Origin of the sequence: Micromonospora sp. NBC_00617, from assembly GCF_045161355.1 — a bacterium.
Lineage (GTDB): Bacteria > Actinomycetota > Actinomycetes > Mycobacteriales > Micromonosporaceae > Micromonospora.
In genome coordinates this window covers 1328947-1351549 of sequence record NZ_CP107751.1, presented here as the reverse complement: position 1 = coordinate 1351549, position 22603 = coordinate 1328947, and the positions used below count along the sequence as shown (strand labels likewise).

Annotated in this window: 21 protein-coding genes; 8 read left to right on the top strand and 13 right to left on the bottom strand. The window is 70.3% G+C overall.

Annotation, left to right across the window (positions count from 1 at the left end; translation table 11 throughout):
- Positions 1–157: 157 nt before the first annotated feature.
- From OG505_RS06085 to OG505_RS06065, 5 genes are all read right to left on the bottom strand, one after another.
- Entirely contained in the window at positions 158–679 is a 522-nt protein-coding gene (locus tag OG505_RS06085; RefSeq protein ID WP_405431622.1) for a hypothetical protein, read from the bottom strand.
- Between the two features lie 143 nt (positions 680–822).
- Complete coding sequence (locus OG505_RS06080; RefSeq protein WP_354855523.1) at positions 823–1182, bottom strand: hypothetical protein; 360 nt, start codon at positions 1180–1182, stop codon at positions 823–825.
- Positions 1179–1742 carry a hypothetical protein gene (locus OG505_RS06075; protein ID WP_405431621.1) on the bottom strand — a complete coding sequence of 188 codons (564 nt, stop codon included), beginning with the start codon at positions 1740–1742 and terminating at the stop codon, positions 1179–1181. The genes OG505_RS06080 and OG505_RS06075 overlap by 4 nt, the downstream gene beginning before the upstream one ends.
- The gene (locus tag OG505_RS06070; protein WP_405431620.1) at positions 1709–2251 is read right to left on the bottom strand and encodes a MauE/DoxX family redox-associated membrane protein; all 543 of its coding nucleotides are present in this window, start codon (positions 2249–2251) and stop codon (positions 1709–1711) included. Before OG505_RS06070 ends, OG505_RS06075 begins: the two co-directional genes overlap by 34 nt.
- A 10-nt stretch (positions 2252–2261) precedes the next feature.
- Positions 2262–2771, bottom strand: a complete 510-nt coding sequence (locus tag OG505_RS06065; RefSeq protein WP_405431618.1) for a hypothetical protein — start codon at positions 2769–2771, stop codon at positions 2262–2264.
- Between the two features lie 563 nt (positions 2772–3334).
- On the opposite strand from OG505_RS06065, the gene OG505_RS06060 reads away from it, so the two are divergent.
- From OG505_RS06060 to OG505_RS06045, 4 genes are all read left to right on the top strand, one after another.
- Entirely contained in the window at positions 3335–6598 is a 3264-nt protein-coding gene (locus OG505_RS06060) for a BTAD domain-containing putative transcriptional regulator (protein ID WP_405431617.1), read from the top strand.
- Positions 6599–6900: 302 nt separating this feature from the next.
- Positions 6901–7560 (top strand): response regulator transcription factor, encoded by a 660-nt coding sequence (locus OG505_RS06055; RefSeq protein ID WP_405434400.1) that lies wholly within the window; start codon positions 6901–6903, stop codon positions 7558–7560.
- Between the two features lie 107 nt (positions 7561–7667).
- Complete coding sequence (locus OG505_RS06050) at positions 7668–8288, top strand: TetR family transcriptional regulator (protein ID WP_405431615.1); 621 nt, start codon at positions 7668–7670, stop codon at positions 8286–8288.
- A 123-nt stretch (positions 8289–8411) separates the two neighbouring features.
- The gene (locus tag OG505_RS06045; RefSeq protein ID WP_405431613.1) at positions 8412–9911 is read left to right on the top strand and encodes an FAD-dependent monooxygenase; all 1500 of its coding nucleotides are present in this window, start codon (positions 8412–8414) and stop codon (positions 9909–9911) included.
- 27 nt (positions 9912–9938) lie between these two features.
- Here the strand turns inward: OG505_RS06045 and OG505_RS06040 are convergent, their stop codons facing one another.
- Positions 9939–10085 (bottom strand): hypothetical protein, encoded by a 147-nt coding sequence (locus OG505_RS06040; RefSeq protein WP_234581098.1) that lies wholly within the window; start codon positions 10083–10085, stop codon positions 9939–9941.
- A gap of 107 nt (positions 10086–10192) precedes the next feature.
- A complete protein-coding gene (locus OG505_RS06035; protein ID WP_405434399.1) occupies positions 10193–10576 on the bottom strand; it encodes a hypothetical protein in 384 nt (127 codons plus the stop codon).
- A gap of 178 nt (positions 10577–10754) precedes the next feature.
- On the opposite strand from OG505_RS06035, the gene nhaA reads away from it, so the two are divergent.
- Both nhaA and OG505_RS06025 read left to right on the top strand, forming a co-directional pair.
- Positions 10755–12077 (top strand): Na+/H+ antiporter NhaA, encoded by a 1323-nt coding sequence (gene nhaA / locus OG505_RS06030; RefSeq protein WP_405431611.1) that lies wholly within the window; start codon positions 10755–10757, stop codon positions 12075–12077.
- A 70-nt stretch (positions 12078–12147) separates the two neighbouring features.
- The gene (locus tag OG505_RS06025) at positions 12148–12594 is read left to right on the top strand and encodes a CBS domain-containing protein (protein WP_405431610.1); all 447 of its coding nucleotides are present in this window, start codon (positions 12148–12150) and stop codon (positions 12592–12594) included.
- Between the two features lie 3 nt (positions 12595–12597).
- Here OG505_RS06025 and OG505_RS06020 read toward each other — a convergent pair whose 3' ends face one another.
- Positions 12598–13887, bottom strand: a complete 1290-nt coding sequence (locus OG505_RS06020; protein ID WP_405431609.1) for an SLC13 family permease — start codon at positions 13885–13887, stop codon at positions 12598–12600.
- A gap of 253 nt (positions 13888–14140) precedes the next feature.
- Here OG505_RS06020 and OG505_RS06015 point away from each other — a divergent pair, with 253 nt between their 5' ends.
- A complete protein-coding gene (locus tag OG505_RS06015) occupies positions 14141–14695 on the top strand; it encodes a DM13 domain-containing protein (protein WP_405431608.1) in 555 nt (184 codons plus the stop codon).
- A gap of 133 nt (positions 14696–14828) precedes the next feature.
- Here the strand turns inward: OG505_RS06015 and OG505_RS06010 are convergent, their stop codons facing one another.
- Both OG505_RS06010 and OG505_RS06005 read right to left on the bottom strand, forming a co-directional pair.
- The gene (locus tag OG505_RS06010) at positions 14829–16319 is read right to left on the bottom strand and encodes an RICIN domain-containing protein (protein WP_405431606.1); all 1491 of its coding nucleotides are present in this window, start codon (positions 16317–16319) and stop codon (positions 14829–14831) included.
- A 65-nt stretch (positions 16320–16384) separates the two neighbouring features.
- The gene (locus tag OG505_RS06005) at positions 16385–17824 is read right to left on the bottom strand and encodes a glycoside hydrolase family 43 protein (RefSeq protein ID WP_405431604.1); all 1440 of its coding nucleotides are present in this window, start codon (positions 17822–17824) and stop codon (positions 16385–16387) included.
- 547 nt (positions 17825–18371) lie between these two features.
- Here OG505_RS06005 and OG505_RS06000 point away from each other — a divergent pair.
- A complete protein-coding gene (locus tag OG505_RS06000; RefSeq protein WP_405431602.1) occupies positions 18372–19685 on the top strand; it encodes a ricin-type beta-trefoil lectin domain protein in 1314 nt (437 codons plus the stop codon).
- A 95-nt stretch (positions 19686–19780) separates the two neighbouring features.
- Here the strand turns inward: OG505_RS06000 and iolB are convergent, their stop codons facing one another.
- The 3 genes from iolB to OG505_RS05985 form a co-directional block, all read right to left on the bottom strand.
- A complete protein-coding gene (gene iolB / locus OG505_RS05995; RefSeq protein WP_405434397.1) occupies positions 19781–20605 on the bottom strand; it encodes a 5-deoxy-glucuronate isomerase in 825 nt (274 codons plus the stop codon).
- Between the two features lie 46 nt (positions 20606–20651).
- Positions 20652–21836, bottom strand: a complete 1185-nt coding sequence (locus OG505_RS05990) for a glycoside hydrolase family 88 protein (RefSeq protein ID WP_405431601.1) — start codon at positions 21834–21836, stop codon at positions 20652–20654.
- Positions 21837–21922: 86 nt separating this feature from the next.
- Entirely contained in the window at positions 21923–22600 is a 678-nt protein-coding gene (locus OG505_RS05985) for a hypothetical protein (protein WP_405431600.1), read from the bottom strand.
- Between the last annotated feature and the right edge of the window lie 3 nt (positions 22601–22603).

The window sequence follows — 22603 nt, the reverse complement described above, 5'->3', positions numbered from 1 at the left end:
GTTTCCGCCCCGGTGACGTGCCATCGGTGCCCGTGCTTGTCGAGCACCGAAACCGTACCCGTGATCGCGGGCCGGGTCGGAGTCGCGAAGCAGTCGCGGAGTGTGGACGGGGTCGCGCTGGTTCGGCCGGGGCCCCACGTCGGGCCCCGGCCGAACCTCAGATCACGGACGTCACGACCACCGCCATGGCCGGCAGCAACGCCGTGGCGACCGCCGCGGACTGCACCAGCCGCCGTGGCCCGGGACGCCCCAGGTCACTCACGCTTCCACGACCGGCGAGAATCGCCACGACCAGTGGACCGGTGAACGCGCCACCGAACACCAGCCCGCTCCACTGCGGAGCGACGTTGAGCAGCGCCGCCACCAGCAGCACCCAGGTCGTCGCCGACACCCGGAACGTGCTCCACATGAGCCCGGTGTCCAGGCCCCAGATCATCGGCGGAACCCACCACGGGAGGTTCTCCCGATGGCCCAACTCCTTGGACGTCTGTCGGCGAAGCCCGGGGGCGTACGAATCCGTCCGGATCGCGTGTACGTCGAAGGACGCCGCCACCAGTGCCGCCACGAGACACAGCCCCACTGTGAGCTGGGCATCGAGCCGCCCGGCGAACAGTGTGCCGACCTGGTACAGCGACGCGGTGACGAAGCCCGCCATGGCGATGTGCGCGACGGACAACACGGCGACGAACCGCAGACCGCTTCGGACGAGACGGGACGAGTCCCCTTGCACGAAGGGGCGGATGACTCCGATGAAGGACTGGCCTCAAGGGCTGAAGAGCTGGGCGAAGCCCGCCACCGCGGCGAGCACGATCGTCCACAGAACTACCATACGTACCAGATCGAGCAGGCGAAGGGACCGGACCAGCACGAGGTTTTGCTCTTGCTGCACTCACCGCAGCCGTACGTGCGGCTGCCGCTGGTGCAGGTCCAGAACGTGCGGTAATAGCCCGACGGGCAGGTGTAGCGATCGGGTTCGACCGCGTAGTGGCACCGGGTGCAGCTGGCCAGCGAGCAGCAGGGCGAGCCCAGGCAGTCGGCCACCGCCGGGGATGCCTTCAGTACGGTGGCCAGGCCGGCGACGACCGCGGAGGCCGCGCCCATGAGCGCAAATCGGCGGCTACGACGGCGGTCGGTGAGCACCGCCGTCTCGGTCGGTGTCACGCACTCCATCTGATTGGTCATAGCCGTACGGTTCCTTCCTTGGCGACGGGCAGGCGGGACGGGACGGTGCGGGCGTTCAACAGCGGTTGCAGTTGCCGGAATGACGGCAGTGTCTGGGCCAGGAAGGCCTCACCCGAGCGGTAGAGGACCACCGACGGGACGGTGTCGATGCCGATCGCCCGCGCGACATGTTCGTCGACATCGATGGTCGCCCGGTCGATTGGCATGTTCAGTCCTTCGAGCCAGGCGCGGCCCTCCTGCTCGGAATGCGCCTGCTGCAGGACGATCCACACCAGTTCCAGGTCTTTGCGGCGTAGGCTCTCCGCGATTGACCGGCAGGTCGTGCAGGACACGGACAGGAAGAGCAGCGCGAGATGCGGCTGCTCGTCGAGCCGTGCCGGGAGCCCGACCAGGGAGGGTCTGATCGAGTCGTCCATCGGGATCGGGATCGGCGACGGGTTGTCTTCGAGCTTGAGGGACGTACGGATCAGTTCGAGGGTTTGATATTGGTCGATCAGCGCCAACACGCAGATCCCCATCAGCACGCTCAATGCGGCGACGACGACCCAGAGGAAGCCCATTGACTCTCCAACACTTTGAGGTAGCTCCAGCTCCGCAGGGCCAGAGGCAACAGCTGACGGACGACCGTCGCCAGGCACAGCACCAGCGCCGTCACCGCGACGGCGTCCGGACCGACGAGCAGATCCGATGAGTCACGGTGCGCCGTCCAGGCGACGGCGAGCCAGAGCGGGAGCAGCGCGAGCTGCGTCCAACCCAGCTTCGCCTCGGACTTGCCGCCGAAGCAGGCACAGCGCACCGAGGCGCCCCGTACCAGAGCGATCGACGCCGCACCTGCGAACGACGCGCCGAGCGCGATGACCAGGCCCGCTGTCACCCAGGCACGCGGTGCGGTCAGCAGGAGGACCGCGGTGACCAGCTCCACGCCGCTGACCAGCACGGCCAGGACGCGCGGACGCGGCATCCTGAGCGCGACGAGCGTGCGACGGAAGGCAATGGGCGCGGCGAGCTTCTGACCCGCGGTGTAGAGCAGGACAGCCGCCGCGACGATCCGCACCGTTGCGTCGATCATCGGCACCAGCTCAGGCCGGGACGACCGCGAGGACCTGGGCGTCGGCCAGTTCCGTGTCCAGGACGCAGACCCGCACACGTCGTGCGGTCCGCTTGTCGAGCAACGGCGAGGCGGCCAGCCGCTGGCCCGCGACCGCATAGCCGCTGCCGTCGCGCTTCGGCACTCCGGTAACCCAGTGCACCACCGGCACGGCGGCTACGGCGAGGTCGGGCCACAGGTCGGTCACGGTGACCAGGTCACCCGGTCGTGGGGTGATCCCGTCCGGGAAGCCGGCGAACGGAACACGCTCCGCGGCCCGGAGCGCGGTGCGGTTCGCCACCTTCGGCGTGCCCACCACGGCGCCGCCGGCCGCTACCGCTGACACGCGGGCCAGCTCACCGCGCGAGCCGGCCTGTGCCGCATCCGTCCCCGGGTCGGCCGATGCCGACTCGCCCGAGACGGCCACCACGGCCACTGTCGATCCCACCACGGCGCCAACCCGTAGGATTTGCCGCCGCGATAATCCCTTTTCCTGGTTCATGCGTACTCCTCGGTTTCTGGTCCATGAGGACGATGTACCGGTATCGGCGCCCGAATCGAGCGAGAACCCGCGGGTCCGGAGCCACACCGCGGCGGGACTGGGGCTATTCGGTCGACCACCCCGCGGGGGTCGCCTCGACCGTGCTGCTGATCGACCCCCCCGGGGCCGCCCCGGGGCGCTCCGGATGGTCCTGACACGACGGTGCCTCCCAAGGTGGTGACGACGGCGTCCGGACGATCGGCAACATCGAAGCGTCTCCGGACATCGATGCTGCTCGAGCTAACTGCCACCACCGTTTCAAGAGAACAAATCAGGGGTCCAGATCCCGGCGGTGTTCTTGAACAGATCTTGACCAAAGCAACCACGGCACGTGGTGGCCACACCGAACGCACCTATGTGGACTCCTGAGCCCCAAGGGCGTCGAAGCGTCGCAGGAACGTGGACGGCGCGGTGATCGGCGGACCCGGACGGCGGATCCGGTGTGGACGTCGACGGGCCGTCGGGGGCGTGTGGATGGTGAGATCATTCCCAACGTCGTGGATTCCTACGGATCGGACCGGGGCGTGGACCAAGTGGAGGAGGGCCTGCAGATCCGGCTGCTGGGTCCGGTCGGCGTGTGGCACGGCGCCCGCTGGCTGGGTCCGTCGGCCGCGCAGCAACGCACCGTGCTGGCCATGCTGGCGTTGGACTGCGGAAACATCGTTCCCATCGATCGCCTGGTGACGGCACTGTGGGGCACGGCACCGCCCGCATCGGCTCGTAACGCGGTACAGGGCTGCGTCTCCCGGCTACGGGCCCTGCTCAACTCGGTTGACCCGCCGCCACGCACGGCCGCGCTGGTGGGGGTGGGGACCGGCTATCGGCTGACCGTCGACCGGTCCGCGGTGGATCTGCACGACTTTCGGGATCTACTGCGGTCCGCGCGCACGTGCGAGCCGCAGCGGGCTCGTGAGCTGGTCGACCGCGCTCTGCGCCGATGGCGGGGGCCGGCGTTGGCGGACGTCGCCGGCCCGTGGCTGGACGAACTCGTCGCCCCGCAGCTGAACGAGGAGCGGTTCGCGGCGGTTGAGCTGCGAGCCGACCTCGACCTCCGGCTGGGCCGGTACGGTGACATCGTCGACGATCTGTCCGACCTCATCGCCGACAACCCGGCCCGGGAGCGTTTGGCGCTGGCAGTGCTCATCGCGCTGCACCGGTGCGGCCGTCGGGTCGACGCGCTGACCATGTTCCGTCGGGTCCGCGAGAACCTGGTCGAGAGGCTCGGCATCGAGCCGGGCGAGGAGCTCCAGCGGGCCTATCGCGCAATGCTCGCCGGCGCCGAGCCCGCCGCGGAACCCGCGGGGCAGCGGGTGCGGGAACCGACGGGCGTGGTGCCGCGGCAACTGCCGGCGGCCACACCCGGCTTCGTCGGCCGCCAACGCGAACGGGCCCTCCTCGACGAGGTGCGCAAGGAGCGGACGACACCGGTCGTCGTCGTCTGCGGCCCAGCGGGGGCAGGGAAGACCAGCCTGGCGGTGCGGTGGGCGCACGACGTCCACCACCATTTCCCCGACGGACATCTGTTCGTGGACATGCGCGGGTTCCACCCTCGTCCACGCCGGACCCCCGGTGAGGCGCTGCCGCTGCTGCTGGACGCGCTGGGCGTCCCCGCCGACCGGATACCGGCCGAGCCGGACGCGCAGGTCGCGCTGTACCGTTCGGCGCTCGCCGGTCGGCGCGTTCTGCTCGTACTGGACAACGTCGCCGACGCCGACCAGGTGCGGCCACTCATTCCGGGCGGCCCGGACTGCCTGGTCGTGGTGACCAGCCGGGACAGGCTCAGCGGCCTGGTCGCCCGGGACGGTGCCGCTCGGCTCACTCTCGACGTCCTACCTGCCGCCGACGCGGTGGAACTGCTCGTCGGCACCGCGGGGGCCGAGCGGATCAACGCCGACCCGGCCGCTGCTCGGGAGCTGGCCGAGATCTGCGGGCACCTGCCGCTGGCTCTGCGCATCGCCGGCGCCCGCCTGGCCGACCGGGCGCACGTGAGCGTGCGCAGGCACCTCGACGAGCTGATCGCGCGGGGCCGGGTCGCGCAGCTGCGGGTCGAGGGTGACGACAGCACCGCCGTACGGGCCGCGTTCGACCTGTCGTACCAGGCGCTCCCCGCCCCAGCGGGTCGGGTGTTCCGGCTGCTCGGGCTGGTGCCGGCACCGGCCGGCCTCGCCGTGCCCGCGGCCGCGGCGTTGACCGGCCTGCCCTGCGACGACCTCGAACCGCTCATCGACACCCTCGCCCGACTGCACCTGATCCGAATCACCCGGGCAGCCCGGATCGTCAGCCACGACCTGCTGCTCGAGTACGGAGCGCAGCTCGCCGCCGAACATGGCGACGCGGCCGACAATGCCGCCGCCGTGCACCGGCTGCTGCACTTCTACCTGCATGCTGTCGCCCGGGCCAGCGCCGCGCTGAACGGCCCGTCGCGGCTACGGCTGCCGCCGGATCCACCGCCGACCGGCGTACGGATCCCTGAGCTCGACGATCAGGCACACGCCCGCGAATGGCTCGTTGCGGAGATGGCGAATCTGGTGGCGGCGCTGGAACACGCGGCTGCCGACGGCCGAGACCGGATGGCGTGGCAACTCGCCCACGTCCTGTACGACTTCCTCCGCATGCGTACGCCGCTGAGCCAGTGGCGGTCGATCGCCCGGACCGGGCTCAAGGCGGCCCGCCGCGACGGCGACCTGCGCGGCGAGGCGGTGTTGCGACAAAGCCTGGGACTGCTGCACTGGCGTACCGGCGATCTGCATGCCGCCCGCGCCGAGTACGAGGCGGTCGCGGCGCTCGCCGCCCGAGCCGATTGGCAGGTCGGCGCCTCGGCGGCACACTGCAGCATCGGCATCGCACTGGCCCAGCTGGGCCAGCCCCGGGCCGCGATCAGCCGGTTCGAGCAGGCCCTCGTCATCGATCGGGAGATCGGCGACCGCCGAGCCGAGGCCGGCACGCTGGCAAACCTGGCGGCCGCCTGCGAGGAGGTGGGCGAGTTGGCCGCGTCCGCACGGCACGGCGAACTGGCGATGAGGTTGCTGCGGGCGACCGGCCAACATCTGGGCGCCGCCGTGGCCAGCGAGAACCTCGCGCTGGTGGCCCGGGAGCTCGGCCGACTCGACGAGGCGCGGACGGCAGCGGAGGAGGCGGTGCGCGTCGGTCGGACGATCGGCGCCCGGCACGAGGAGGCCGCTTCGCTCACCACGCTCGGCCGCGTGCACAGTGACGCGGGACGCTGCGCGGAGGCCGAGGAGGTGCTCCATCTCGGCCTCGACATCGTCCAGGGACTGCCCGACGGCCGACTGGAGGTGGTCACCCAGACCGCGCTCGCCGAGGTACTGCTTCGGCAGAACCGACTGGCGGAGGCGAGCCGCCGGCTCGATCTGGTGCTTGACATGGCGGATCGGATCGGCAACGAGCGCACCCGGGTCGAGGCGCTGATGCTGCTCTCCGATCTCAGCGCGGCCCGCAAGGAGTTCGACAGCGCCCACGAGCACGCCACCGGTGCGATAGCGGCGGCCCGCGCCGGTGGGTACCGGCTGGTGGCCGGTCAGGCGCGCAGCCGGCTCGCCGCCGCGAGACTGGGCCTCGGCGATCCCGCGGGGTGCCTCGTCGAGGGCCGTCAGGCGCTGCGCGTCCAGCACCGGGCAGGGCAACGTCTCGCGTACGCCCGCACGTTGATGACCGTCGGCGGCGCGTACGCGGCGCTGGGCCGTCCGTCGGCGGCTCAGACCCGATGGCGGGCGGCACACGAGCTGTTCCGGAAGATCGGCGCCGCCGAGGCGGCACCGCTCGGCTAGCCGGGACGCCGATCAAGACTCTCTCAAGTTCGATCGCGACGCCTCGACTGCGAGTCCATCAACCGAACAGTATTTCGTGCGGAGCAACCATGCCTCGCGTCCTCGACGTCCGCTCGTCCGATTGCCGCCTCAGCCAGAAATCAGCGCCGGCTCAGCGCTGTCGGCTGTTATTCGCGGCGGAACGTCCCCCCGCCGTTCGGGACTGACGAGGTGCGTCGACGACGTCGCCGGCCGCGCTGGCCGCTGGCGATCCCGCTCTCGCCGCGCGGCGGGTGGGCGCCGCGACGACGACAGGCGGGGCGATGCGGATCTTGCTTGTGGAAAACGACCGGCGGATCTCTGCGGTCACGGGTTCGACACTGCGCCGGTGCGGTTATCAGGTGGAACACGCGTCGACCGGTGCCGCAGCGCTCGTGGCGGCCCCCTGCGACCTGGTCCTGTTGGATCTCGGTCTGCCGGACGGCGACGGATTCGCCGTGTGCCGGGCACTGCGGGAACGCAGCGCCGAGCTGGGCATCATCGCGGTCACCGAACGGGGCGAAGAGCGCGGCGGCATCGTCGGCCTGCGGATGGGCGCCGACGACTACGTCGTCAAGCCGTTCGCGATGGACGAGCTTCAGGCGCGCGTCGAGGCGTTGCTGCGACGAACCGCACGGCAGGGTCCGCAACCGTCCGACGTCATCGACGTCGGTGGGTTGCGGATCGACCTCTCGGCCCGCACGGTCCACGTGGACGCCCGGCCGGTGTCGTTGACCCGCAAGGAATTCGACATCCTGGCCTCGCTCGCCCGTCGGCCCGGCCTCGCGCTCGCGCGCGAGCGCATCATGCTGGACGTGTGGCAGACCACCTGGTCGGGCCGGCACACCCTGGCGGTCCACGTGGCGGCGCTGCGCGCCAAACTGGGTCGGCCCGAGCTGATTCAAACGGTACGGGGACTCGGCTACCGCCTCCCCACCGAGTGAGTGAGGCCGCCCAGTCACCGAGGATCGGGGCACCGGCGCGACAAGCGACCATCAGTTTGCGTGACACGCATATTTGCGGGGCGCGCAATTAATGCTAGGGTGGTGGCATGACGGGGCTGCGGGAGCGCAAGAAGGCCGAGACGCGGGCGGCGCTCGGCTGGGCCGCGATCCACCTCACCGCGGAGCGCGGCTACGACAACGTCCGCGTCGAGGACATCGCCGAGGCGGCCGGCGTCTCCCCGCGCACCTTCAACAACTACTTCTCCAGCAAGGCCGAGGCGATCGCCTCCCGTCACCTCGACCGCAGCCTGCGCACCGCCGCCGCGCTGCGCGAGCGCCCCGCCGACGAGCCGCTCTGGGCGGCGCTCACCCAGGCCTCGCTGGAGCAGTTCACCCGCGGCCCCGAGGTCGACGCCATGCCGTCGCCCGCGCATGCCCAGTGGGTGGCCGGCGTACGCACCATGCTCGCCGAGCCCGCCCTGCAGGGCGAGCGACTGCGTGCCGTCGCGATCGCCGAGGCGGAGTTGGCGGCCGCAGTCGCCGAGCGCACCGGCACCGACCTCGCCACCGACATGTATCCGAGGCTCGTCGCGGCCGCCGCCAGCGCCGCCGTCGCCGTCGCCATGCAGCACTATCTCGACAGCCCCGACCCGCCCGCCCCGATCGAGCACCTCATCACCGACGCCTTCACCCAGGTCGCCGCCGGCCTTCCCGCGCCGCCCCGCTGAGGCCCCGCCCCTCGCTCACGGCACCACCCCAGCCACTTCTTCAGCCGCGTCACACCCCACGGCGGGCCGGCCGCGTTCCGCGCCTGCCGGGGCGACGACGCACGCCCCGAAGGGATCACTGCCATGATCGATGTCCTCATCGTCGGAGCCGGACCCAACGGCCTCATGCTCGCCGGCGAGCTGGCCCTGGCCGGCGTCCACCCCGTCGTCCTGGAACGCCACGCCACACCCACCGGCGAGCCCCGCGCCAACGGCCTCGTCGGCCAGGTCGTCCGCCTGCTCGACCGGCGCGGCCTCTACGCGCGGCTCAGCGGCGAGAGCGCCCCGCCGTCCCCCCAACCAGCCTTCACCTTCGGCGCGTTCCCGCTGGATCTCACGGTGCTCGCGGAGAATCCGCACTACGTGCTCGGCGTGCCGCAGGCCCAGCTGGAGGCCACCCTCGCCGCCCGCGCCGCCGAGCTCGGCGTCGACCTGCGCCGCGGCCACGAGGTCGTCGACCTCCGCCAACGCCCCGACGCGGTCGAGGTTGACCTCGCCGACGGTACGCAGCTCACGTCCCGTTTCCTCGTCGGCGCCGACGGCGGCCGCAGCGTGGTGCGCCGCCTCGCGGGCATCGAGTTCCCCGGCGTCACGAACGACCGGTCGGTCTCCCGCACCGCCACCGTGACCGTCCCCTCGTCATCCCTCGATCCCGAGACCGGCGGCCTGCGCGTCCCCGGCTACGGCCTCGTACCGCCGTTCCAGCACACCCGCACCGAGCGCGGCCTGATCGCCTGGGCCCCGTTCCCCGGCCGGCCGGCGATCCTGAGCACGACGGAGTGGCCCGACGCGCCGACGGGCGACGAGGCCCCGATGAGCCTGGCGGAGCTACGCGCGAGCGTCGCCCGGGTGCTCGGCGCCGACGTTCCGCTCGGCGAACCGGACGGCCCCGGCCTGCTGCGACGGCTGGCCGGCCAGAACACCCGCATCGCCGCCCGCTACCGCGCCGACCGGGTGCTGCTGGTGGGCGATGCCGCGCACGTGCACCCGGCGATCGGCGGCCCCGGGCTCAACCTGGGCCTACAGGATGCCGTCAACCTGGGTTGGAAGCTCGCCGCCACCGTGCGCGGCTGGGCGCCGCAGGGCCTGCTCGACACGTACGAGACCGAGCGCCGCCCCGTCGCCGAACGGGTCGTCATGTCCACCCAGGCGCAGTCCGCGCTCATCGGCCCCGGCGACGAGATCACCGGCCTGCGGGAACTCTTCGCCGAACTGCTGCGCAAGCCGGAGGTGACCGGGCACATCGCGGCGCTGATGTCCGGCGCGGACATCCACTACCCCGCCGACCCCACCGATCCGTTGGCCGGCCGGTACGCCCCCGATGTGGCCGTGCACGCCGATCACGGCACGGCACGCCTCGCCGAGCTGACCCGCACCGCCCGGCCGTTGCTACTGGATTCCACGGGTGTCTACGCCGAGGTGGCCGCGCCCTGGCGAGACCGGGTCGACGTCGTCGCCGGCGCGTTGCGGGGCACAACCGCGACCGCCCTGCTCGTACGCCCCGACTGCTTCGTCGCCTGGTCCGCCGGGGATGCGGACACGCTGCGCGCCTCGCTCACCCACCACTTCGGTCTGCCCGGCTGACCGGCCACCGACCACACCGACGAAGAATCAGCCGGTGATCACCGGCCAGGCGTAGGCGAGCAGGGCGCAGGCGGCGCCCAGCAGCGCGAACGAGACACCCCGAGTGGGCAGCGGCAGTGCGGCGAGCACGATCAGGATGACCGCGATGATGTAGAGAAATGCCTGGGCCGACATGGGACTCTCCTCGCTCATGTGAGTTGATGGGGACCGACGTTGACCGCCGGGGTGACGCCCCGCTCCTGCGCGAAAGCCGCACGGGCGGGCCGGGCGCGCGGGCTTGATCAGCCGTCCGGCGTGAAGAGCCCCTGAATGCCGACGACGATCGCGATGAGACCGAAGATCGCGAGCAACAGGCGGACGCCGGTCGCGCCGTCCGACCGCTCCTCGCGTGACGCCGGCCGGCCGGTCAGCCGGCCCCACAACAAGGCGAGCCCCACACCGATCCCCACCACCTCGAAGTGGAACACCCGAGGGCCGGACACCATGTGGACGATGAGGTAGTAGCCGCCGGTCACGAGCGCCACGAGACCGACCACCCACGCGATCGGGGCCGCCCGACCAGCGAGGCGACCCAGGTCGTCACCGACGCGTGGCAACAGCCGCAGCACAGAGACGGCGAGCAGGAAACCACCAACGATGTTGGCGAGGTCGAGCAGCAGAGCCATGATCACGAGGTTCTCCGTCGATCGAATGATCAGCCGGTGGGAGCGTACCCACGGACCCGGTCGGTTGAAACGAGATCTGGCGGCCGACGGCGTCCCGCCGACGGTCGGCGGTCGAGGGACCTGTGGCGAAAGGCCCCGGTACGATGGATTCCGGTGCGCCGGGAAGTCTGGTCGGCAGATGGTTCCGACCCGTCTTTCGAAAGTTGGCCCGCTTGTGCCGTCGAACACCCAGTCGCCCCCTCGTGTCCTCGGCCGTGGTTCCTGGGCTGAGGCCCGCCGCATCGCCGACGTGCTGCGCAAGGAGACGATCGGTGGCGCGCTGCTGCTGATCGGTGCCGTCGTGGCGCTGATCTGGGCGAACTCACCCTGGGCCCACCGTTACCAGGCGATGACGGCGCTCACCGTCGGGCCCCACGCGCTGCACCTTGACCTGTCGCTGGCGATGTGGGCGGCTGACGGGCTGCTGGCGATCTTCTTCTTCGTCGCCGGTCTCGAACTCAAGCGCGAGTTCGTCGCCGGCGATCTGCGTGATCCGCGCCGGGCCGCGGTTCCGGTCGCCGCCGCGGTCGGCGGCGTACTCGTGCCGGCTCTGCTGTACGCGCTGGTGAACTGGGGCGGCGCGGTGAAGGGCTGGGCGGTTCCGACCGCCACCGACATCGCGTTCGCCCTCGCCGTGCTGGCGGTGATCGGCCGGCATCTGCCGAGCGCGCTGCGCACCTTCCTGCTGACCCTGGCGGTGGTGGACGACCTGCTGGCGATCGTCATCATCGCGGTCTTCTACACCGCCCACCTGTCTCTGCTGCCGCTGCTGGCGGCAGTGCTGCCGCTGGGCTTGTTCGCTCTGCTGGTGCAGCGTCGGGTGCGCTCATGGTGGCTGCTCCTGCCGCTGGCGTTCGCAACCTGGGCGCTGGTGCACGCCTCCGGCGTGCACGCCACCGTCGCCGGGGTGCTGCTCGCCTTCGCCGTACCGGTGCTGCGCTCAACAGGGGCCGGCCCCGGGCCCGGCCTGGCCGAGCACTTCGAGCACCGATTCCGGCCGATCTCCGCCGGCGTCGCGGTGCCGGTGTTCGCGCTGATGTCCGCCGGAGTGGCCGTCGGCGGGCTCAACGGCCTGGCGCAGGCGGTCATGGACCCGATCGCCGTGGGCATCACACTAGGTCTGGTCGTCGGCAAGCCGATCGGCATCCTGCTGGCAACCTGGCTCGTCGCCCGGTTCACCCGGGCCCGACTGGACTCGGGGCTGGCCTGGATCGACGTGGTCGGCCTGGCCGTGCTGTCCGGCATCGGGTTCACCGTCTCGCTGCTGATCGGCGAACTCGCCTTCGGTATCGGCACCGACGCCAACGGCCGGGCCAAGATCGCCGTGCTGGCGGGCTCCGTGCTCGCCGCCGCGCTCGCCACGATCATCTTGCGGACACGCAATCGCGCGTACCGGCAGATTTACGAGGCCGAGCAGATCGACCGTGACCGTGACGACGTTCCCGACGTCTACCAGGAATAGGTCCGCCGCGCACGGGCTGCCAGGCCGCATCAGCGCGGGCGACGCGGCGTCCCGGGCGTATCGTCGGTGCGTGCGCGCGAGCGATGTGGCCATCCCGATGGAAACCGTCACCGAGGACATGCCGGCCCGAGAGGCCGCGCGGATCCTGGCGGCGCAGGACCTGCCCGGCCTGATCGTGGTGGACACCAAGGGCCGCCCATCGACGGTGCTGGCCGGCACGCAGGTGCTGCGGATGGCGCTGCCGTCCTACTGCCAGGACGATCCGGCGCTGGCCCGGGTGATCGACGAGGCCGCCGCCGACGTGATCCTGGAGGGCATCGGCGACCGCACCGTCGCGGACCTGCTGCCCCGCAACCGTCCGGACCTGCCGGCGGTCGGCGCCGACGCCACCCTGCTCGAGGTCGCCTCGGTGATGGCCCGATCGAATGTGCCGCTGGTCGCGGTCGTCGACCGCGACCAGGTGATGACCGGCGCGATCACCCTGGACGGGCTGCTCGACCGGATGCTCGGCACCTGAACGTCAGAAGAATCGCAGCCACAGATACGGCACCGCGATCGCCACCGAGATCACGGTGACGATCAGACCGTACCTGGTGAAGCCCCAGAACGTGATCTTGTGCCCCGCGCGTTCGGCGATGCCGAGCACCACCACGTTCGCCGACGCGCCGACGGCAGTGGCGTTGCCGCCGAAGTCAGCTCCGATGGCGAGCGCCCACCACAGCACCTGAGCCTTACCGAGCCCACCTTCGGCGTTCACCAGCTCGCTCACGATCGGGCTCATCGTCGCCACGTACGGGATGTTGTCCACGATCGCCGACAGCCCCGCCGACGCCCACAGCAGCAACATGGTGGCTGGCCACAGCTTGCCCCCGACGGCGTCGGTCGCCGACCGGGCGACGCTGTCGATCACCCCGGTGGCGACCAGGGCGCCGACCATGACGAACAGGCCGGCGAAGAACACCAGCGTCGGCCACTCGACGTCCTTGACCACGTCTTCCGTGTCCAGCCGCGACAACGCCAGCAACAGCAGGCCACCGAGCACCGCCACCACCGAGGGCTCCAGGTCCAGCACCGTGTGCAGGCTGAACGCGAGCAGCACCGTGCCGAGCACCACCAGGCTGATCACCACGAGGCGACGGTCGCGAATCGCGTCCGCCTCCCGCAGCGCCATCACCCGGGCCGCGCGCTCGGCGTCGTAGCGGAACGCCGTGCGGAACATGATCCGACACAGGCCGATGAACACGACGAGCACGATCAGCACCAGCGGGGCCATGACGTTCAGGAAGTCGGTGAAACTCAGCCCCGACCGGCTGGCGATGATGATGTTCGGTGGGTCGCCGACCAGGGTGGCGGCGCCACCGATGTTGGACGCCATCACCTCAGCGATCAAAAACGGGATCGGCGGCACACCGAGTCGCTCGCACACCAGTAGCGTCACGGGCGCCACCAGCAGCACGGTGGTGACGTTGTCCAGCGCCGCCGACACCACGGCGGTCACCACAACCAGGATCACCATGATCGGGAACGGACGGCCCCGGGCCTTCTTCGCGCTCCAGATCGCCAGATACTCGAACAGGCCGGTGCGTTTCAGCACACCGACGATCAGCATCATTCCCAGCAGCAGGAAGATGACGTTCCAGTCGATGCCCGCCTCTTCGGAGAAGAACGCGTGCTCGGCATCGGTCGCCCCGATCGCCAACATGATCGATGCGCCGCCCAGGGCCACCGCCACCCGGTTGATCTTTTCGGTGGCGATCAGGACGTAGGCGGCGACGAACACGGCCACCGCGATCCAGGCCAGGATGCTCATTCGGCGCTTCTCCGGTTCTGGTCAGCCGTCATCGCAGCGCCGACCAGGCTTCCCGGCACACCTGCGGTCAACCTATCAGTCTGGGTGATCGGCAACGGGTTGGTGTGCCGGCCTGACCGACCCGCCACGGCACCGCACCACCTGTTCACCGACGACGACTGACAGGGGGTGGAGCGGGCGACCCGGAATGCCGTAAGAGTTCCGAAAGGGCTCGCGACCAGCTCGACGGCTGCGGTGGTCGTACGCTGCGGGTGTGGGAAAATGGATCTTCCGGTCGCGGGTGGCGTGGGCCGGTCTCGCCACCGCTGTCCTCGTGACGGCTCTGGCCCTCTACTGGTTCCAACCATGGAAGCTGTTCACCGACACGTACGTCGACGAGGCGGTTCCCCCCGTGGGAACGACGTCGACCGCGCCCACGTCCGCGTCCACGGCTCCGGCGGCGACACCGGCCGGGAACACGATCCTGACCGCCGGTGAGTTCGTCACCCACGAGCACCGGACGACCGGCAGTGCCGAGATCCACCGGCTCGCCGACGGGCGCCACCAACTCGTCATCCGGAACCTGAACACGTCGAGCGGGCCGGACCTGCGGGTGTGGCTGACCGACCAACCGGTCACCCTCGGCAAGGCCGGGTGGCGGGTGTTCGATGACGGCGAATGGGTAGAACTCGCCAGGCTCAAGGGCAATCAGGGCAACCAGGTGTACGAGATACCGGCATCGGTCGACCCGCGCGACTTCCGGAGCGTCTCCATCTGGTGCAAGCGATTCGCCGTCTCCTTCGGCGCGGCCGACCTCAGGGTCGTCTGACGCGCGGACCGGGGACTCACCCGTTGCGACGCCGGCGGATGCGGCGTCGGTACGGCACGCCCCCGGCACCGGTCACCAGCTCGGTACCGGGGGTGCGGACCACTGTGGATCCCTCGTCGCGGTGGGACGAGTGTCAGACGGCCGTGCGCGACCACTGCTGGTTGGCGCCGGTGTTGCACGGATACTGCTTGAGCACCACCCCGTCCGCCGTCGACGCGGCCGGTACGTCCACGCACTTGCCGCTGTGGCGGGCGCGGAGTTGGAAGTAGCTGCCGTTGGTGACCATCTGGAACTGCTGGTTGGTGCCGGTGCCACAGGTGTACTGGACGAGTTCGGCGCCGTCGGCGGTCGACGCGCTCACCACGTCGAGGCACTTTCCGCTGTGTCGGCTGACGATGCGCCAGTAGCCACTGCCGGCGTCCTGGAACTGCCACTGCTGCCACGCGTTGCCGCCGTACGTGTACTGGCCGACGCGGGCTCCGTTGTCGGTGTTCGGTTGCTGCACGTCCATGGCCTTGCCGCTGTGGCGCACGTTGACCCGGTAGAACGTCCCCGTCGTGGGCGGAGGCGTCGTCGGGTCGCCGCCGCCGATGGTGTCGCCCCATGCGTACCGGATCCGGTCGGCGCCGGAGGTGTTACGGACGGTCAGGTTGAGGTCGGTGCCGCTGCCGGTGAGGGCGAACATCGAGTACCAGTCGTAGCCGATGCTGCCCGTCTTGCCGCCGAGGGCGGGCCAGTAGGTGCCGCCCATCTGGTTGTCCCGCATGACCTGCGCCATGGCACGGATGTAGCGCACGAAGTTGTCGGTGCTGCCCGCGTCGGCGTAGTTGCGACCGTCGTTCATGGGTGCGCCGAACTCGGTCGCGACCGCGCGGGAGGCGCAGTTGCCGAGGCGTTCCCGGATGTGGCTGCGGAAGCCGTCGTAGGTCATCGCGCCGTAGAAGAACGCGTAGTAGTGAAAGGACAGCAGGGTCGAGTTGAAGCGGCTGTCGTTGCAGATGTCCCGCAGGTCCTGGCTGAAGCCGGTGCCGCCGATCAGCACCCGGCCGGGCACCGCCGAGGTGTGGTAGCTGAGCCAGTTCGCGGCGACGTTGCGCCACTCCGTCGAGCTGTAACCGTGCGGCTCGTTCATCGGCTCGAAGTAGACGTTGGTGTTCGAGCCGTACGTGTTGGTCACCGTGGACCACATCGTGTTCCACGCGGCGAGGTTCGTGATCCGGCCGCCGGAGGCGGCGCCGTCCTCCCAGTAGGCGAGGATGACTTTGAAGCCGCGGGCGGTGGCGGCGTCGATGGCGCCTCGGTAGGCCTCCCACCACGCCGTTCCGACCGTGTGGGTGTTGATGGGCAGCCGGACGGTGTTGACCCCCATGGTGGACGCCATGTCGTCGTAGAGGGCATTGGCCTTGGCCCGCACTGTCGCGTTGCTGTCGGACGAGCTCAGGCCCTGCACGACGAGCGGGGTGGTCTTGAAGTTGTCACCCAGCACCGCCCAGTTCATGCCGCGGAACTGGCTGGTGGCGGCAGTGGCCGGCGACGACGTCACGACGACGATGCCGACCAGCGCGGTCATCGCGCTCACCAGAGCGATCAGGAGCCGGCGCAGCGGCCGAGTGCTCGGCGGCACGTGTCCGTGAGACAGCCTTTTCCGTTTCATGACAGATCCAATCGGTGTGGGGAGACGGGCGGTGTTCAGGTGGTCAGGCGGAAGGTGGCGTCGGCACGGCTCTGCGCATCGCTGACCGGGTCGAGCCGGAGCAGGTAGTTGTAGTGCCGGATGTAGCGGTCCGGGTGGCTGTATGCCTGGAAGGACGTCCAGGAGGAGTTGGCGAGGCCGGCGACCTGCCGGAAGGTGGCGTCGGCGGCGAAGGTGGCGGTGCCGTCGTTGGCTTCCAGGCGGAAGTCGAACCCGTAGTGGCGCAGGTAGTAGCCCGGGTAGTTGACCGACTGGATGGAGACCGTCCCGGAGCCGACCAGCCCGGGCACCAGCCGCCACTGGCCGTCCTGGGCGGGGCTGACGTTCGGGTCGATGCGGACGTCGTAGTCGTAGTGCCGCACGTACCGGTCCTGGAGGTTGTACGACTGGATCCGGTTCACCGCCGTGACGGGCCAGCGCGCGAGCACGCGGTTCTGCTCGGCGGCGGTCAGGTTGAGGATCGAACCGTGCCGTTTCCTGGTGCCGCCCATGTCGTACGAGCCGGACGCCGGCAGCCGGAAGCTGGCCGGGTTCGACGGATTGGTGGTCAGGACGGGCAGGTAGCCGCGCCCGCTGGCGTACTGGTCGAGGTAGAGAACCCATTCGTTGCGGGAGTTGAACCGCATCCACATCGGGCCTTCGACCTGGGAGCCCGTCAGCCCGATGCCCGACAGGTTCCCGAGCGTGGCCCAGGTGCCGAGGATGGAGTTGCTGCCTTCGAGGGTGATCTGGCCGTCGCGAGACGCCCGGACGTAACGGTAGCCGCCGACGCCAGGCGGCACCTCGACGATCTGGGTGTCGATGATCTCCTGGCTGCCGGGCCGGCTGAGGTAGACCTGCGGCGTGGTGACGCTGCGGAAGTCGGCCGTGCGCGCGTAGTAGATGCGATGCTTGGTCACCCCGTTGAGCGGGACGTTCGTCGCCCAGTAGAGGACGTAGTCGCCGGTGGCCGGGTTCCAGATCGCCTCCGGCGCCCAGGCGTTGCGTCCGTCCGGAATCGCGCCGGCGACGTTCAGCAGCCACGGCGCGGACCAGGTGACCAGATCGGTGGACTCCCACACGACGAGGTTGCGGCTGCCGTTGTTGACCGCGGTCGACCAGTCCTGGCCGCAGCCGATGCACAGGTCCGTGGCGATGATCCAGTAGCGGTCACCGGCGGGCGAGCGGACCAGGGCGGGGTCGCGGACGCCACGGGTGCCGACGGTGGATCGCAGCACCAGCCCGCCGTTGTTGAGGTCCGTCCAGCGTAGGCCGTCGGCGCTGTGCGCGAGGTAGATCTGTTGACCGGTCGCGGACTCGCCGGTGAAGTGCGCCATCAGGTAACCGACGGCCGGGTCGAGCGCGAGGGCTTCCTTCGGCGTCGCCACCGACCAGGTGGTGAACAGCAGGCACGCGGCGAGCGACACCGCGTAGAGCCGGGCGAGGACTCTCGACATGGGTCCTTCTCCTTCGCGGAGGGGCGGGCGACAACACCCCGAGCCGACCTACATGTGAGCGTTAACAGCGACGAGGGGGCGCGTCCCAGGGCCGCGCGGTTTAAAGCGGTGGGTGACCTGCCGTGCCGGTGTCGCCGACGAGGCAGACGCCATGTGTCCAGATCATTAAGTACGTGTTGCGGACAAGTGTTAGCGATCGCATCTGGAGTGTCAAGGCATCGAAGATGCTCGTTCGACTTGGCCGAACAGAGCGCCCCGAAGGGTGAAACCGCTCTGCGGGCCTGCGCCGGAGTAATCGCGGACGTCATACGTCACACCATGATGCTAGTCTATGTGATGCGTGGCTCACCGCCGGCCGACGCCGCGGCGACCAGAACCGGCCGCCGCGGCGTCGGCACCGCCCTCGACGGTCTGCGAAGGACCGTCGCGCGGCTCTCTCGCCGGTCGGTGACGCCCCACGCCCACACCACCAATGGATCTTCGTCCACCACAAGGAGGCGCAGCTGTGCCACTTCGCAAACTCACCAGCCCCTGGATAGGGGCCGCCATGGCGGTCCTGGTTCTCGTCGCCGTCGGGGCGTACGTCATCATGGCTGGCGGATCGGCCTCGGCCGCCACCACCGCCGGCTGCGGCAAGGCGCCCGGCCTGAACAGCGGCACCCACACCATCCAGAGCAGCGGAAAGACCCGCAGCTTCATCCTTCGGCTGCCCGACAGCTACAACAACACCTATGCCCACCGGCTGGCCTTCGGGTTCCACTGGTTGGGGGGCACCGCCGAGCAGGTCGCGTCGGGCGGCACCGACGGAGCCCCGTGGGCCTACTACGGCATGCTCTCCCATTCGAACAACACCACGATCTTCGTCGCGCCGCAGGGCATCGGTAACGGCTGGGGCAATTCCAACGGCGAGGACGTGACGTTCACCGACGACATGGTCCGCGTCATCGAGAACGCGCTCTGTGTCGACACGACGCAACTCTTCTCGGTTGGGTTCAGCTACGGCGGCGCGATGAGCTACTCGTTGGCGTGTTCCCGGCCGACCGTGTTCCGTGCGGTCGCGGCGATCGCGGCCCCGGGGGCGATCAGCGGCTGCAGCGGCGGCACCCAGCCAGTGGCGTACCTGGGGATTCACGGCGTCAACGACAACATCCCGAACGGACGGGCGCTGCGCGACAGGTTCGTCCGGAACAACGGTTGCGCCGCGCAGAACCCGCCGGAACCGAGGGCGGGCAGCCTGACCCACATCACCACCGCCTACTCGTGTCAGGCCGGCTATCCCGTGGTCTGGGCCGCGTTCGACGGCGGCCACCAGCAAGGTCCGGTGGACGGGTGTGCCGGCTGTGAGAGCGGCGCGCGGAGCTGGGTCAAGCAGGAGGTGTGGCGGTTCTTCACCCAGTTCGGGTCGACCGTGCCGCCGACCAGCCCTCCGCCCAGCACTCCCCCGCCCACCACTCCCCCGCCGTCCGGCCAGCAGAACGTGCTGATCGTGGGTAACCAGTCCGGCCGCTGTATCGACGTCCCCGGCTCCAGCACCACCAACGGAGCCCGTCCGGCGTTGTGGGACTGTCACGGTCGCACCAACCAGCGCTGGACCCACACCGCCGGCCGCACCCTGACCGTCTACGGCAACAAGTGCCTGGACGCCAGCGGGGCGGGTAGCAGCAACGGCACGGCGGTCATCATCTGGGACTGCAACGGCCAACCCAACCAGCAGTGGAACCTGAACTCCAACGGCACCATCACCGGAGTCCAATCGGGGCTCTGCCTCGACGCCGTCAACTCCGGCACGGCCAACGGAACGCAACTGCACCTCTGGGCCTGCCAAGGCAGCGCCAACCAGCAGTGGAGCACGCGCGCCTAGAGCCGCATCCGGCAACGCTGAGCCTGCCGGAGACGCGCCGCCCGGGTCCTGTCCCGGGCGGCGCATGGCCGTCCGGCCGTGCGGGGCAGGCATCGTTACAGCCCCACACTGCGCAGGGTCGGCACGGACTTGCCCACCCAGGCGAGGTCGGCGTCCTCGCGGGCGCCCTGGGTACGTTGTGTGCCGGCCAGGAACCACAGGAAGTACGTCGTGTAGCCGGGCGCGCTGACCACGGTGTGGTACCCCTCGGGCATCATCTGCATCACGTGGTCGCGGATGGTGACGTTCTCCTCGTACCCGTCGTCGGTGTAGACCCGGCTGATGCCGAACCCGTTCGCCGGGTTGACGCGGTAGTAGTACATCTCCTCGTGTGCGGCCTCGGCGGGCAGGTCGTCGACCTTGTGCCGGTGTGGCGGGTAGGTGCTCCAGTTGCCCGAGGGCGTGTACGTCTCGCCGACGATGAGCCGGCGGGCGGGCAGGTCCGGTTGGGCGATCTCGGTGAGGATCTGGTGGTAGGTACGGCCGAAGTTGGCCGCTCCCCAACGGCCGGTCGCGACCTCCTCCGGCGCGATGACATACGGGTCGGTAGCCAGCTCGCTGGGGGCGCTGGGGAGGGCGATCTCGGTGTCGGTGACGGCCTCGACGGTGATCGAGGAGCCGGCCGGCAGGTAGACGGAGTGCGGCTTGCCGGAGAACACGTCCGGACGACTGCCGACCTGTGGGAAGTGGTGGCCGGCGACGGTGAAGCTGGCCGTGCCACCGAGGATGACGGCCAGGATCTCCCGGTCGCCGGACTCGCCGGTCCAGGACTCGCCGGCCGACAGCCGCAGAAGGGTGAAGTCCAGCAGGCGGCAGGGATTGAAAGGCAGCGCGTTCCGGCCGTGGGCGGCGGGAATGGAGCAGTGGTAGCGGTAGTCCATGGTCACCTCTCGGAGGATGCGGGGCGGTGCGGGTCGGTCGCGGTGGTTACCAGGGGCTGGTCCAGCCGGGGATCGTGGCGCGGGTGAGGGCTTCCAGGTAGAAGTAGTCGCCCCACAGGGTTCCCTCGTCGACGCCGACGCCCTTGGGTTTGTCGTAGACGCCGTGCAGGATCAGCGCGTTCGAGACCGGATGGCCACCTGTGGAGTAGTTGTCGATGAGCGAGCGCAGGATCTCCGCCGCGGCTGTCCGGTACCGGCCGGCGCTGGTCGGGTCGGTCAGGCTGTCGGCGAGTTCGACCAGGCCGCAGGCGGCGATGGCAGCGGCCGAACTGTCCCGCTCCTGACCGCTGCCGTCGCCGAACTCCAGGTCCCAGTACGCGACGTGGTCGTCCGGCAGGCTGGCGAGGAAGCGGTCCGCGCAGATCCGCGCGGCGGCGAGCAGCGCCGGGTCTCCCGTGTGCCGATGGTTGAGGCTGAACCCGTAGATTCCCCAGGCCTGGCCACGGGCCCAGCAGGAGTGGTCGGCATGGCCCTGCTCCGTTTCGCCACGGAGTGGCGCGCCGCTGGCGGGGTCCCAGTAGAAGGTGTGGAACGTGGTGCCGTCCGGGCGCAGGATGTGCTGGCGCAGCTGGGCGGTGTGCCGGCGGGCCGCGGCGGCGTAGCGGTCGTCACCGGTGGTATCGCTGGCCCAGAAGAGCAGCGGTGTGTTCATGAGGCTGTCGATGATGGTGCGGCCCCGTTGGCGGGGGTCGTTCAGGTCGCCCCAGGCCTGGATGATTCCGGCGGGTTCGAGGACGCGCGTCATCAGGTGGTCGGCGGCGGCGAGAGCCGCGTCTCGAGCCCGCGGATCGCCGGTACGGCGGGCCGGGGTGACGCAGGCCAGGGTGTAGAGGAACCCGAGGTCGTGGGTGTCCAGATCGATGCCGTCGGTCATCCGGGCCGCGAAGCTGTCCACGTGGGACAGCGCGGCCCGACGGTGGCTCTCCGCACCGGTCAGGTCGTGCGCCAGCCAGAGCATCCCGGGCCAGAAGCTGGTGGTCCAGCCGACGTTGGCGCCCTCGGGCTGGCCGGCGCTCGGTGGCCGGAGCGGGTAGCGGTTGGCGGCTGTGGTGTCCGCGGGGTAGCGGTCGCCGAAGGTGGCGATGTTCGCGTCGACGGTGCGTATCGCGGCGGCCACCGCTGCCGCCGTGGCCTCTGCGTCGGAGCTGGGACGGACGTCGGTCGCCGTCATGGATGCTGTTCTCCCTCGTGTGTCCGGTCCGGTGCCGGGCAGGTGTGTCATCGGCGTCCCGGCTCGCCGGCCGGGACGTGTGGTGTTCAGGTGCGCTGGGGTGCGGTCGCCGGTGGGTCGAGGGCGGCGCGCAGGGTGAAGCGGCTGTTGGCCCATACGACGTAGAGCAGTGGCGCGGCGGCGAGACCGAGCGCGATCGCGGGGCGGGCCGCCAGGATCTGGGCGAACAGCGCAAGCACGAGCAGAGACGCGGCGGTGAGGTACCACCGGCGGACCGCCAGATACGGGCAGGCGCGGGCCACCTCGCGCAGCGGCGCGGTGGGCCGGTCGGCGACGGTCACCAGAGCGAGCAGCGTGGTCGCGACGGTGAGGACAATCAGGGTCGCCAGGATCGGCAGGGCGAGTGCGCCGACCCGGTGGCCCCACGCGACGCGGGCGTCGACGACGAGCACGACCAGGGCGGCAATGGCTACCGCCGTCCAGAGCATCGCCGGCCGGGCTGTCGCTCGCCAAGCCCGGCCGTAGGTGCGCAGCACGCCGCCCGAGTCGCCCGCGGAGTAGGCGGACATGACGGCGAAGACCGCACAGAGCCCGGGCGCGCAGAGCGGGGCGGTCAGCGCGTACAGCGGCCAGGAGCGCGCCGCCTCGGTGGTGAACGCGAGCGTCACCAGTGGCAGGCAACCGAGCACCAGCAGCAGGTTGGTGACGAGCGCGGCGTAGATCCCGTCGAAGATGGCGGTGATGGTGTGGTGGCGCGAACGCATGGG